General features: G+C 60.6%; 15 protein-coding genes and 1 pseudogene. 11 read left to right on the plus strand and 5 right to left on the minus strand.

The features are described 5' to 3' along the window. Positions 1-44 precede the first annotated feature (44 nt). The 5 genes from fba to FFI89_RS29990 all read left to right on the plus strand — a co-directional run bounded on the left by fba (position 45) and on the right by FFI89_RS29990 (position 4,925). The gene (gene fba / locus FFI89_RS29970) at positions 45-1,112 is read left to right on the plus strand and encodes a class II fructose-bisphosphate aldolase (protein ID WP_138831097.1); all 1,068 of its coding nucleotides are present in this window, start codon (positions 45-47) and stop codon (positions 1,110-1,112) included. 108 nt (positions 1,113-1,220) lie between these two features. Next, a complete protein-coding gene (locus tag FFI89_RS29975; protein WP_138831098.1) occupies positions 1,221-2,246 on the plus strand; it encodes a class I fructose-bisphosphate aldolase in 1,026 nt (341 codons plus the stop codon). Positions 2,247-2,248: 2 nt separating this feature from the next. After that, positions 2,249-2,944 (plus strand): thiamine phosphate synthase, encoded by a 696-nt coding sequence (locus FFI89_RS29980; RefSeq protein ID WP_138831099.1) that lies wholly within the window; start codon positions 2,249-2,251, stop codon positions 2,942-2,944. A gap of 8 nt (positions 2,945-2,952) precedes the next feature. After that, positions 2,953-4,041: a tetratricopeptide repeat protein gene (locus tag FFI89_RS29985; protein WP_138831100.1), complete on the plus strand. Its 1,089-nt coding sequence runs from the start codon at positions 2,953-2,955 to the stop codon at positions 4,039-4,041. Between the two features lie 89 nt (positions 4,042-4,130). Further along, on the plus strand, positions 4,131-4,925 hold the full coding sequence (locus FFI89_RS29990; protein ID WP_138831101.1) for an inositol monophosphatase family protein: 795 nt from the start codon (positions 4,131-4,133) through the stop codon (positions 4,923-4,925). A gap of 172 nt (positions 4,926-5,097) precedes the next feature. Here FFI89_RS29990 and FFI89_RS35470 read toward each other — a convergent pair whose 3' ends face one another. Beyond that, a complete protein-coding gene (locus tag FFI89_RS35470; protein ID WP_138831102.1) occupies positions 5,098-5,274 on the minus strand; it encodes a transposase in 177 nt (58 codons plus the stop codon). Between the two features lie 279 nt (positions 5,275-5,553). Here FFI89_RS35470 and FFI89_RS30000 point away from each other — a divergent pair, with 279 nt between their 5' ends. Then, positions 5,554-6,597: a substrate-binding domain-containing protein gene (locus FFI89_RS30000; protein WP_138831103.1), complete on the plus strand. Its 1,044-nt coding sequence runs from the start codon at positions 5,554-5,556 to the stop codon at positions 6,595-6,597. 340 nt (positions 6,598-6,937) lie between these two features. Here the strand turns inward: FFI89_RS30000 and FFI89_RS30005 are convergent, their stop codons facing one another. Next, positions 6,938-7,231: a GYD domain-containing protein gene (locus tag FFI89_RS30005; protein ID WP_168213098.1), complete on the minus strand. Its 294-nt coding sequence runs from the start codon at positions 7,229-7,231 to the stop codon at positions 6,938-6,940. A 664-nt stretch (positions 7,232-7,895) separates the two neighbouring features. Between FFI89_RS30005 and FFI89_RS30010 the strand changes: the two genes are divergently transcribed. Further along, on the plus strand, positions 7,896-8,129 hold the full coding sequence (locus FFI89_RS30010) for a hypothetical protein (RefSeq protein WP_138831105.1): 234 nt from the start codon (positions 7,896-7,898) through the stop codon (positions 8,127-8,129). A 171-nt stretch (positions 8,130-8,300) separates the two neighbouring features. Here the strand turns inward: FFI89_RS30010 and FFI89_RS30015 are convergent, their stop codons facing one another. Both FFI89_RS30015 and rpoH read right to left on the minus strand, forming a co-directional pair. Further along, entirely contained in the window at positions 8,301-8,537 is a 237-nt protein-coding gene (locus tag FFI89_RS30015) for a zinc-finger domain-containing protein (protein WP_138831106.1), read from the minus strand. 179 nt (positions 8,538-8,716) lie between these two features. Next, on the minus strand, positions 8,717-9,616 hold the full coding sequence (gene rpoH / locus FFI89_RS30020) for an RNA polymerase sigma factor RpoH (protein ID WP_138831107.1): 900 nt from the start codon (positions 9,614-9,616) through the stop codon (positions 8,717-8,719). Positions 9,617-9,717: 101 nt separating this feature from the next. On the opposite strand from rpoH, the gene FFI89_RS30025 reads away from it, so the two are divergent. After that, a complete protein-coding gene (locus FFI89_RS30025; RefSeq protein WP_138831108.1) occupies positions 9,718-10,320 on the plus strand; it encodes a MarR family winged helix-turn-helix transcriptional regulator in 603 nt (200 codons plus the stop codon). A gap of 235 nt (positions 10,321-10,555) precedes the next feature. On the opposite strand, the gene FFI89_RS30035 is transcribed toward FFI89_RS30025, so the two are convergent. Next, complete coding sequence (locus tag FFI89_RS30035; protein WP_138831109.1) at positions 10,556-11,023, minus strand: aminoacyl-tRNA deacylase; 468 nt, start codon at positions 11,021-11,023, stop codon at positions 10,556-10,558. Between the two features lie 290 nt (positions 11,024-11,313). Between FFI89_RS30035 and FFI89_RS35105 the strand changes: the two genes are divergently transcribed. From FFI89_RS35105 to FFI89_RS30050, 3 genes and pseudogenes are all read left to right on the plus strand, one after another. Continuing rightward, the gene (locus FFI89_RS35105; protein WP_246669547.1) at positions 11,314-11,559 is read left to right on the plus strand and encodes an aminotransferase class III-fold pyridoxal phosphate-dependent enzyme; all 246 of its coding nucleotides are present in this window, start codon (positions 11,314-11,316) and stop codon (positions 11,557-11,559) included. A 283-nt stretch (positions 11,560-11,842) separates the two neighbouring features. Continuing rightward, a pseudogene (locus tag FFI89_RS30045) lies at positions 11,843-12,077 on the plus strand (GYD domain-containing protein). 40 nt (positions 12,078-12,117) lie between these two features. After that, a complete protein-coding gene (locus FFI89_RS30050; RefSeq protein ID WP_138831110.1) occupies positions 12,118-12,309 on the plus strand; it encodes a hypothetical protein in 192 nt (63 codons plus the stop codon). The last annotated feature ends 535 nt before the right edge of the window (positions 12,310-12,844 follow it).

Here is a 12,844-nt window from a genome sequence, read left to right on the forward strand (position 1 = left end):
CAGACCCGGCGTCTGCGGCGCCGCAACGACAAGGGAGAATAAGGATGGCTCGGATTACGTTGCGTCAATTGCTCGACCACGCGGCGGAGCATGATTACGGCGTGCCGGCCTTCAACATCAACAATATGGAACAGGCGCTGGCCATCATGGAGGCCGCCTCCAGCCTCGATGCCCCCGTCATCATCCAGGCCTCGCGCGGCGCGCGCTCCTACGCCAACGACATCATGCTCAAGCACATGATGGATGCGGTCACCGAAATCTATCCGCAGATTCCGGTCTGCGTGCATCTCGATCACGGCAACGGCCCCGACACCTGCATGACCGCGATCCAGGCCGGCTTTACCTCGGTCATGATGGACGGCTCGCTGAAAGCCGACGGCAAGAGCCCGGCCGACTGGAGCTACAATGTCGGCGTCACCAAGACCGTCACCGACATGGCCCATCTCGGCGGCATTTCGGTGGAAGGCGAACTCGGCGTGCTCGGCTCGCTGGAAACCGGCATGGGCGACAAGGAAGACGGCCACGGCGCCGAGGGCAAATTGTCGCACGACCAGTTGCTGACCAACCCCGACGAAGCGGTGAAGTTCGTCCAGGAAACCAAGGTCGACGCGCTCGCGATCGCGATGGGCACCTCGCACGGCGCCTACAAGTTCACCCGCAAGCCCGACGGCGACATCCTTGCCATGAACGTGATCGAGGAAATCCATCGCAAGCTGCCGAACACGCATCTGGTGATGCATGGTTCGTCCTCGGTGCCGCAGGACCTGCAGGAGATCATCAACGCCAACGGCGGCAAGATGAAGCCGACCTGGGGTGTGCCGGTTTCCGAAATCCAGCGCGGCATCAAGCACGGCGTCCGCAAGATCAACATCGACACCGACAACCGCATGGCGATGACCGGCCAGATCCGCAAAGTACTGAAGGACAATCCGGAAGAGTTCGACCCGCGCAAATATCTCAAGCCGGCGATGGAAGCGATGACCAAGCTGTGCAGGCAGCGGCTGCAGGAATTCAACACCGCGGGCCAGGCCAGCAAGATCAAGAAGGTGCTGACGACGGCCGATATGGCCAAGCGTTATACCAAGGGCGAGCTCGATCCGAAGGTCGCGTGACATCCGGCTGATCTCCGCGAGCTGCCTGCCCTTAAGCGAAGCTTTTCTCGGCCGTTGCCCGAGAACCGCCCATTTTGGTTTGCAAGGCAAGCTCTGGAGAACGTTCCGATGAATCTCGCCGACCTCAACAAGGTCGCCCTCGCCATGGTAACGCCGGGCAAGGGCATACTCGCCGCCGACGAATCCTCGGGCACGATCAAGAAGCGTTTCGACGCCATCAAGGTCGAATCGACCGAGGAAACCCGCCGCGACTACCGCGAAATGCTGTTTCGCTCGCAGGAAGCGATGAGCCGGTACATCTCCGGCGTCATCCTCTACGACGAAACGATCTGGCAGAACGCCAAGGACGGCACGCCGCTGATCAAGCTGATCGAACAGGCCGGCGCCATCCCGGGCATCAAGGTCGACGAGGGAACCCAGGCGCTGCCGAATTGTCCAGGCGAACTGGTCACCGTAGGGCTCGACAAGCTCGCCGAGCGTTTGAAGAAATATTACGAACGCGGCGCGCGGTTTGCCAAATGGCGGGCCGTGATCGACATCGGCACGAATATTCCTTCGATGACGGCGATTTCCGTCAACGCGCACGCGCTCGCACGCTACGCGGCGTTGTGCCAGGCCGCCCAGATCGTGCCGATCGTCGAACCGGAAGTGCTGATGGACGGCGATCACGATATCGACCGCTGTTATGAGGTGAGCCAGCGCGTGCTCAACAAGACCTTTGAGGAATTGCGCGTCCAGCGCGTCGCGCTGGAAGGCATGATCCTGAAACCCAACATGGCCATTTCCGGCAAGAAGTGTTCTACGCAAGCCTCCGTCGAAGAGGTGGCCGAGAAAACCATCCGGCTGCTGAAGAGCTGCGTCCCGGCGGCCGTTCCCGGCATTGCGTTCCTTTCGGGCGGACAATCCGACCAGGAAGCCACCGCGCATCTCGACGCCATGAACCGGATCGGCGGCCTGCCGTGGCGGCTTACCTTCTCCTACGGCCGCGCGCTGCAGGCGGCGCCGCAGCACGCCTGGGCCGGCCAGGCCGCAAACGTCGCCGCAGGCCAGCAAGCCTTCATCCACCGCGCCCGGATGAATGCGCTTGCGAGCAAGGGCGAATGGCAGCCCGATCTCGAAAAGAAGGCGGCATAGACTTGGCTACCAAACCTCCCCCTCCGCGCCCGGCACCGCGGCTCTATCTCGCAACGCCCGAACTGGACGATCCGTCGCAACTGGCGGCAAGCCTGCCGGGCCTGCTCGCAGGCGCCGATGTCGCCGCGGTGCTGGTGCGGCTTCGCGAGACCGACCAGAAAACCATGATTTCGCGCATCAAGGCGCTGGCGCCTGCCGTGCAGGACAGCGGTGCTGCGCTGCTGCTGGACGGGCATGTCGAACTGGTGGCGCGGGCCGGCGCCGATGGCGCGCATCTGAACGGGATCGCGGCGATGGAAGACGCGATGCCGTCGCTGAAACCCGATCGCATCGCCGGCGTCGGCGGTCTCACGACACGGCACGATTCGATGGCCGCGGGCGAAGCCGGCGCGGATTACGTGCTGTTCGGCGAGCCCGACCGCAATGGACAGCGCCCCTCGATCGAGGCGATCGCCGAGCGCCTGCAATGGTGGGAAGAGCTGTTCGAACCGCCCTGTGTCGGCTTTGCCGTCTCGCGCGAAGAGGCCGCCGAATTCGCAGCCGCCGGCGCGGATTTTGTCCTGGTCGGCGATTTCATCTGGGCCGATCCGCGTGGCGCCGGGGCGGCACTGGCCGACGTCGATCAGGCGATCAAGCAGGCGCATGCCGCCGCACTTGGAAAGCAACAGTCTGGAAAAGAAATGACCGGTCAGGGATAACGCCGGACATGAACCTCCTGCGTCCCATATCGATTCTCGCGGGCCTTGCGATGGCGATGACGACGGCGTCCGCGCAGATCTCGCTGACGCCGCCCGCCGCCCAGCCGCCGGCGAGCACGCCCGCCGCGAAGAAGGAAAAGCCGAAACAAGCACCGATGCCGAAGGCGACTTCCGCCGCGAAGAAACCAGCCGCGACGGCCAAACCGGCAGCGACGCCGACACCCACGCCTTCGCCGACCGCGACATTCGACGATCCCAATGTCGACCTCGTCTACGGCGCCTATCAGCGCGGCCTCTACAAGACCGCATTCGATCTCGCCACCACGCGCGCTCAATTCAACAACGACCCGAAGGCGATGACGATGCTGGGCGAGCTCTACGCCAACGCCATGGGCGTCAAGCGCGACTATGCCAAGGCGGCCGAGTGGTATCAGCGCGCGGCCGATGCCGGCGACCGCGAGGGCATGTTCGCGCTCGCGATGATGAAACTCTCCGGTCGCGGCGGCAAGGTCGACCGCGAGCAGGCCGTCAGGCTGCTGGCTTCCTCGGCCAAGCTCGGCGAGCCCAAGGCCGCCTATAACCTGGCGCTGCTCTATCTCGACGGCCAGACGCTGCCGCAGGACCTCAGGCGCTCCGCCGAACTGCTGCGCCTTGCCGCCGATGCCGGCAATCCGGAAGCGCAATACGCGCTCGCGACTTTCTACAAGGAAGGCACCGGCGTCCCGAAGGACATCGACAAGGCGGTGCGCCTGCTGCAGGCCGCCTCGCTGGCCGACAATGTCGACGCCGAGGTCGAATACGCCATCGCGATGTTCAACGGCACCGGCACGCCGCAGAACCAGTCCGCCGCCGTGGCGCTGTTGCGCAAGGCCGCACGGCAGAACAGCCCGATCGCGCAGAACCGCCTCGCCCGCGTGCTGGTGAACGGCCAGGGCGCACCGATCGACAAGATCGAGGGCCTGAAATGGCACATTGTTGCCAAAACCGCCGGAAAAGGCGACCCGGAACTGGACGAGGCACTGGCGGGCCTCAGCCCCGAGGATCGCGCCAAGGCCCAGGAGGCCGCGCGCAAATGGATCGGCAACACCAATAAATGACGCCTTGACGGCGGCACATCAGCAGGGCACCCAGTCCCTGACTTCCCACGGCAACGGCCGGTTTCCTCTTACCCCACAAGCCTCGCATCATGCTGCATTCAGCCCTTATCAACGTCATGGTGAAAGCCGCGCGCACCGCCGGCCGTGGCCTGAAGCGCGACCTCGGCGAGATCGAGCATCTGCAGGTGTCGCTGAAGGGGCCGGCGAACTTCGTGTCGCTCGCCGACAAGCGCGCCGAGGAAGTGCTCTACAAGGAGTTGGCAAAGGCGCGGCCGGGCTACGGCTTCATCGGCGAGGAAGGCGGCAACCGCGAAGGCGCCGACAAGAGCCATACCTGGATCGTCGATCCCCTGGACGGCACCACCAATTTCCTGCACGGCATTCCGCAATTCGCGATCTCGATCGGCCTGCAGCGCGAAGGCGTCATCATCGCCGGGGTGATCTACAATCCCGCCAACGACGAGCTCTATATCGCCGAACGCGGCAAGGGCGCGTTCCTCAACGACCAGCGGCTGCGCGTCGCCGGACGCCGCCAGCTCAATGAATGCGTGGTCGCCTGCGGCCTGCCGCATATCGGCCGCGGCGACCATGAACTGGCACTCCGGGAGATGGCCTCGTTGCAGAGCAAGGTCGCGGGCTTCCGCCGCTTCGGCGCGGCCTCGCTCGACATGGCCTTCGTCGCCGCCGGCCGTCTCGACGGCTATTGGGAACGCAACCTGCAGCCCTGGGACATGGCAGCCGGCCAGATCATGGTCCGCGAAGCCGGCGGCACGGTGAGCTGCGTTGATGGCTCGAGCGACCCGCTGAAAACCGGCCACGTGATCTGCGGCAACGAGTTCGTCCACGGCGAGCTGGTGAAGATCATCAAGGGACTGGGGAAGTAGGGCGACGGTTCCAAGCGACGCCCGTCGCTTCATCGGCGATCGGGTGATTCAGCCTTCCGGAGGCGGCGGACCGGAGGAGCCCAGCGCTCCCAGCCAAAATATTGAAAACAACCCCATGCACAGTAGCCGGCACTCATCCAGTGTCGAAGTAAACATTGACACGTCGGGCAAATCAGCGGGATAACGCCATGATCCACCCGACGAACCGATTGTAACGAGTCGTGCGGAGACCATCAGTCGCCGGCAGGTTGCTCCATGGCGCTCCTGAACGCCGGACCCAGACGATGCCATCGGCACGCGACCGTCGTTCGTCTACTTGCCGAACGCCGCACCGCTTGTTCGGCAACATCCGTCTAGGGCGGTCCACTCATGTTCGCTGGATTCGGAGCGCATGATTCGGGGCTCCAGTCTCGAAGCTGAACGACATCGGCCGAGTGTCGTCAATCCGCACCGCCTCCAACGAAGCCGCCAAGCTCTGAATTTACTTCCGCTTTCGGGGCAGAGCCGACATGGCCGGACTTGCCGCAGTGTCGCCCCTGTAGCGATTGACCCAAACAGGACCTAATGCGGACTGGTGCCGGCATGTGCTAAATTCCCACAAACTTGGGGTTCGTGCGGAGGTACCGACATGATGAAACGCCGCGCCTTCCTGGGTAGCACGTTGAGCACGGTCACTTTAGGGACTTGCAAAGCGCAATCGGCAACAGCCACAGCACAAAATCCAGTCGCCAAGGCACTGCCTGAGCCGCTGGTCTGGCCAATTGTAACGAAGCTACCTGCGGGCGTTCGATCCTTCGTTGGCCATGCGGACACGGTGCTCGACGTCATTGGCCGGATCGGAGCGCCGCCGAGCTTGGTGATCTTTACCGAAGGCAATCACCTGATGGTGTTGTCGGGCGATGATATTGTCGGCGCATTTCCGTCATGGGCCAAATCCCAGCCGCAATACGCCAATCTCGATCTCACCAACATCATTTTGGTCACCTTGCCTCAGCCCATCCTTGTCCAGATGATCCGCGCTGGAGGAGTTGCGCTTGGCAACCTCTCGCTCGATGTCAGCCGTACCTCTGGCTTCTATCCTGATATCTTCATGGGCTACCCAGAGCCCTTGCGGCAGTTGCATCAGCTGGGTGTGGTCGAGCCTCAGGCGCGCTTCTTCTGTAAGAATCGCGGTGTCGCGCTACTTGTCCGAAAAGGCAATCCACTCGGCATTCGTGGCCTGGCTGATGTGATACGTACGGGTACGAGGGTCGCGCTGCCGGATACGGGCGATGTTCGTGCGAAATGTCTTGCTGCCACTGAGGCGCTGCTTGGAAAACCAGCCGCCGATGCTCTCGTCGCGGCTGAGTCGAGTTTCCCAGGTCGCCTTGGCATCATGCATCGCGATCTTCCTGAGATGATTGCCCGCGGTTACGCGGACGTGGCTTTCACATGGTATCACCTCGTTTCATACTGGGCGCGGATATTCCCAAATCACTTCGAGTTCGTTGCCGTTCCGGGCGCAGAGCCGTTCTTCACCCAGATCGCCTTAGCGCGCGTCAATAATCCACTGCGTCCCGATGCGGCGAAAGCGTTTGACGAATTCTTCTTCGGTCGGGCAAGGGACGTGTATCCGCTTTATGACTTTGCGCGAATGGATGACAAGATGACAATGAGTTTGGAGCGAACCTAGCGCTCGGTTAATTTTTCAAAGGTCGGGATGACCGCATTTGGCCCTCTTGCGAAGTGACGGCTGACACCAAAGACGTCGGATTATAGGGGCAGACCGAAAGTGATCACCCGACGCTCAAAACGGTGCTTTTGACCCATTTGAGACATCGCCTCGTGGCGGAATACATTTCGCTATTTCGCCCTTCGAACTACCGACAGAAGAAATTATACAGTGACAGTGCCTCTTGTTGCAGGCGCTCGGCGACAGTGCCTCATTGACGGCCGATCGCCGAGCGTCGAAATCCCAGGCGCCGCGAACCAGGTGGACCGCCCGCAGGCGGCGCGTCAGAAATCCGAAGCCGCTACGGAAGCTCGGACATCAGCTTGGTCCATTCGGGCTCGGTCCAAGCTCGGGAGGTGCGGGTGCGCACGTTTCCCAGCGAACCGGTTGCAAGCGCGAATTTGGTGACATGGTCGCCGAGAGGTGCTTCGGCGATGACAAGGAGATCATGCTCGCCAGAGGTGAGATAAATTTCCTTGATCTCGACCCCGACTTTCTTGGCGAGTTCTCTCGCCGCTTGACTGCGCTTGGGAGCGTCCCTGACCGCGCGAATTCCCTGGTCGGTCCAGTTGATCGTCAATATGAATGTCGGCATGTCTTCCTCCATAGGTTACACAAGCCCATTGCTTGCCGCTCGCGCGGTAGGCCAACCTGCTCTATGTTGAAGTTGCGAGAGCGCCACAAGGGTAGGCGCTGCGTTCAGATTGCGAGCCTGCCGACGGCCTGATCGCTGCCCATTCCAGCAAGCGGCGACGTCGGCTCGTCCCGTCTTAAAGGGCAGCTCATCACACATTACGCGATGTCACGCGCCTGAGAAAGGGGCTCCCACGTTCCTATCCCGATTGGACATCACGGAAAGCGGCGAGGTTTTAAATCTAAGTGAACTCGTGCGCGAGCCTTTGCCGCCGGCATAGGCTGGCTTGAGATCTGCACCGCGAACAGATGGCGGATGTTTCGTAAGAAGAAGGTCTCGTGACATGGCGCTCGCGCGAGCTACGACTATGACCGGATGGTGGTTCGGAAGTGGCATGCGCGATCAGCTCCCCTGCCATGGACGACCTGGATGGATCGACTGGAAGGCATCCATCACCACATTGCCGGTGCGTACTTTTTGCCGTATGCTCAAGAGAGATCTTGGAGAGGGGACAACCGCCGTCTGTCGAACAGTGAGCAAGTCAACCGCCTCTCAGCTTTGTCTTTGAAGCGTGGCAAGTCAGTTGATTTTGGTGGCTATTGGCAACGGCACTCGAAAGTTGTTCATGCCTAAGCAAAAGCTTCACACCCACGAAGAAGTCTTTAAAGATCATGTCTCCGGTCAGTATGACGAAACCATATTTCGTTTCAGAGTGCCGGGTGGCTGGATTTATACGCACACTATTATCCGGTTTGGTTCGGTCGATAAAAACTACGTAGCAGATACTTTCGTTCCTGACTCTGAAGTGGACAGGGATCTTCCATTTCATCCCACGGATGATCCGAGACGCGATCTATGACTTGGTCGCGCGCAACCGCCATCGCTGTTTGGCCGTCGTGACGCTTGCACCCTGCCGAATTGGGGTCGTTCGTGGCCATCGTGAACCGCCCCGAGACTGCGGGACGGTGGCGCCTGGCACTGGTTGGCTGCGGCCGGCATGACGAAGGAAGCAACGTTGCTGCTTTTCAACTCAGTCCCTGTCACCGTAAGCACAATCTGCCGGATCAGCTTCGTGTGCGCCCAAGCTGGGATCGAAGCGGAATAGCGTAGAGCAATAGGGGCAGACGATCTCACTGGCATCGCCCATCTTGAGGTAGATGTGTGGGTGATCTTGCGGCGGTTTATCCCCAATGCACTTGAACTCGCGGCAGCCAATGCGCACGATCCGCACCCCGACTTCATTATGAAACGTTGGATAGCCTTCCATCTGCAGCGCGCGGCTTGGGCGCCCGATCGATGATGCAAAGTGCCGTGCATGGATCGTCGAGCGAGGGCTCGTTCAGCACCCGGTGAGCGGCGCCCCTCTCGCGTCGTTCGGCTGCCGTAAAAACGTACGCATAGCGACGTCCACCGTCAGTTTCTCCCACCACGGGAGAGGGTTGGAAGCTAACGCACCTGCAGAGGCGCCGGGGTCGCCATCGACGCGACGCTCTGAATCATTGCGTTCTGCACCTTCGCGAAGGCGCTCACCTCGATCTGGCGCACGCGCTCCCGCGAGACGCCGTACTCCTCGGCCAGCTCCACGAGGGTGATCTGTTCCTCGGCGAGCCGGCGTGTCTCGAAGATGCGCCGCTCGCGCTTGTTGAGCACGGTGAGCGCATCGGACAGCGTCTTGTGGCGGTTATCGAACTCCTCGCTCGCGGCGAGTGTCGTCTCCTGGTCTGGGGATTCGTCCACCAGCCAGTCCTGCCACTCGCCGGAATCGCCGTCCCCGCGGATCGCGGCATTGAGCGAGGCGTCGCCGCCAAGCCGCCGGTTCATGTAAATCACGTCCGTTTCGGCGACGCCGATCCGCTGGGCGATGATCTTCACCTGGTCCAGCCGCATATCGCCATCGTCGAGGATGGAGATTTTGCTCTGGGCCTTGCGCAGGTTGAAGAACACCTTCTTCTGGTTGGCGGTGGTGCCCATCTTCACCAGCGACCACGACCGCAGGATGTATTCCTGGATCGCCGCTTTGATCCACCACACTGCGTAGGTAGCGAACCGGAAGCCCTTCTCCGGCTCGAAGCGCTCGACCGACTGCATCAAGCCGACATTGCCTTCGGAGATCGTCTCGGCGATCGGCAGGCCGTAGCCGCGATAGTCCCTGGCGATTTTTGCCACGAGCCGCAGATGGCTGGTGACCAGCTTGTGCGCCGCGTCGCGATCGCCGTGCTCGCGCCAGCGCTTGGCTAGCAGATATTCTTCCTGGCGCTCCAACATCGGGAACCGCTGAATTTCCTCAAGATAATGGGTGAGGCCGAGTTCGGCCGTGAGGATCGGCAGAGCCACATTGCGGGCCATGATCAAGCCGTCCCAATTAGTTTCGAAACAAAATTATCTGTATCCGATTATCGATTGTCAAGTTAATTTCGAAACACTATTATATTTCCGAAGAGGTAATCATGTCAGCGCGCGAAGCGGCAGAGCTCCTGCTGCAGGTGGGACGACTCGTACAAGCTGAGGGCTATGACGGCGAACTCAGTCCGGCCCAATGGATGGCGCTCCGCTTCTTCGCCCGTGCCAACCCGTTCTCGCGGACCCCGTCGGCATTCGCGGAATTTCAAGCGACAACCCGCGGCACTGCAACACAAGCCATTAAGGCGCTTGAAGCGGGTGGGTACTTGGTCCGACAGCCACTCAAGACGGACGGGCGAAGCGTAAGTCTGCGACTGACAAGCAAGGGCAAAAAAGCGCTTGCACGCGATCCGTTCGAAGTTCTGGTGCGCGCCGTGGATTCGCTCGACGCGACAGAGCGAACTGCGATACGTCGCGCCCTGCACCAAGTGCTGTCCACTCTAGCTGCGGGTGGTGCGCATCGGCGCTTCGGTGTTTGCCCGGACTGCACGCATTTCGGCAGAGAGATGTGCGGCAACCTGCCTAGCACGGGCTCCTCGGCCGCTGAATGCCTGCTCCTTGGTGTTCCGATTCAGCCAGAGGACGTAGGTCTTCTGTGCGTCCATTTTCAACCAATGAACGAGCACCGCGAGGACGGACAGACACCATGAATGAGTTCACCGCTGCGATCTGCTGAAAGGACGCTTAATTGACCTTCGTCGTCAACGAGAGCTGTATTCGCTGCAAAATCATGGACTGCGTCGACGTGTGCCCCGTAGACTGCTTAGTCGCCACAACGCCCGGCGGCGGTGCGCCGATAGGCGTAATGGTCAAAAATACCAAGTCCGTCTAGCGCTCCTTCAACTCGTTTTGAGATCCTTAGCTCGCCTTCGATCGGGCGTGATCTTAGCTATGCAGACTGAACCGATCATGCCGGGCGTCAGCCGTCAATTGCGCGAACTGCGATTGGCTCATATGGACCAGCGTCGTGTGATCGCCTGCTTCAAAGTAAATCTCGGGCTGGCGATCGATGCTCTCATCGACGAGCATCTCGAGCCCATAGCATTCGCCTACGGGTGGCACTGCCCCGTGGGCGCAATCCTCGAACAACCCGTCGATTTCGCCTTCACGGGCCATATCGACGTCTGCACCGAATTCTACTCTCAGTTCCGGCAGGTCGATGCGACGTGATGCTGGAAGTACCGCAAGCAGATATGAGCCGTTGTGCCGCAGCACTACACCCTTGGCCAGGCAATCCCCAGAGATGTGACTGGCCTGTGCTGTGCGCATCGAGGACATCGTTGGCTCGTGGAAGAGAGTGTCGTACGTGACGTTTTGATCAAGATATCTTGCGAGCGTCGGGGCCATTGACATGGTCAACCTCCATGGTTGACTTCAAGAGGGTCGAAGCAACAACCCTCACTTTCGCGCGAGTGCGCGGCCTGCTGCTCGTTGCGAAGCATCAGACAAATTGGGCTCATTATCCCGCTGTCGACCGATTTCTCCAACACGATTTCGATCATCCGATGGTTGCTGACGACGTCGGATAGGCAGTCGTACCGGTGCTTCGAAACGACAAGACAGCTTACGCAGGTCAGCATTTCTGACCCGCTTTGGAAGGCGGGCTTCTGCTGGTGTCATTGTTTCTGGCCCGCCGGGACGTCATGAATGTCTTTACGCCGGGCGATCACGGGAGCACATTTCAAGGAAATCCGATCGCTGCAGCAGTTGGCCTGGCGGTGCTCGACACGCTAATCGAAGAGCGGTTGGTGAACCATGCCGCGACCGTCGGTGCTCATCTGCTGCGCACGCTCGCTCGATCGACAATCCGGTCATTCGCGAGGTGCGCGGGCGGGGCCTGTTCGCCGGCGTCGAACTGCACCGGGATATGGTGGCTGCGGGTGTGGTAGCCAGACGCCAGACGCCAGCTTCAAGTTGGCACGCTGACCGAGGATACGCATCGCACCACGATACGTTTTGCGCCGCCATTGATCATTAGCGAGTCGCAAGTCGAGGGGGCCGTGGACAGGTTGACTGAAGTGCTGGAGGAAGTCGCTTCACCGCCTGTTCTGGCGGAGCACGAAAAGCCACCGGCTAGAGCTCAACGGCGTAGCCACAACTGCTTAGTACCAGAAGGAGGACAATTATGACCAATACGTCATACTTGCATGGACCGAGCAAGTCATCGTGAAGATGAAGGACTCGGCACGTCGTCTGGACGCCGCGAAGAAAGCTCTCAAAGATATGAGCGGTGAGTTCAAATCCTTCTACCTCACCATGAGTGACTATGACATCGTCGCAATCGACGAAGCTCATGACGACGCTGTGGCAGCACGTTTCAACCTACAGCTGGGCATGCTGGGAAACGTCCGGACGCAAAGCGTTTCTCGAAGCAGCTTATCGAGAAATCATCAACTCGCTGGGCTAGTCGGCTGCGGTGTAACGGTGCAAGGCGTGGAGGGTTGCAGATGCAATTTACCGTTGGGTTTAAGCTAAAAGGAAAGGCGGACCATGTCGTCGCAGACGCACAAGACGCGCTCGACGCCGCACTGAAGGTCAAGACAGAGCGTCCAGAAGCGGTCATTATGTACGTTCGCCCACAGAACCGGCGCGGCGATACACGTCACCCGTCACATGCGCTCGCCGAAGACACCCATTGATGAGAGAGTTCCGGTGGAAGGCCATCCGTTTCTCCGGACCGGCGCCGTGTCCAAGGGTCTTTGAAAGTAGGTGTATTCCCAAGGCGCCTCACTTGGGCACGTCGTCTTGTGCCGCGCTCCGCAAAGGAGTGATCTGAGCCCCCCGGACAGCATCGGTCGTGAAGCACCTTGTGTCAATCGGCGTTGGAATGGGACCCCTTATCGGCATCCAAAAGGGACCCCTTTGATCGGCGTGTTTTGCTGGTAGCGCGTGCACTGGGCTTGCATCGATGGCGAAATTATCGGGTGGCTGGAGCGTCAAGAGCGACGCAGGCGTGACACACGCAAAAGCCGCCAAGGTTTTCCTTGACGGCTCGTGCCGTTGCATTTGCGTAGAGGTACTGTGTCGAGCGGTGCTCGAACGCAGCCCGTGCTCGCTCTTATTTGGACGCACGCGACCTTCAATGAGGCGGTGGGTGCGTTGCCAGTGTGTCGGGCCAACGATCCCCGATCTTTATGACATGTGACTCGCGGCGATGCTCTTCAAGCCAGCACT

Source organism: Bradyrhizobium sp. KBS0727 (assembly GCF_005937885.2).
Classification (GTDB): Bacteria; Pseudomonadota; Alphaproteobacteria; order Rhizobiales; family Xanthobacteraceae; genus Bradyrhizobium.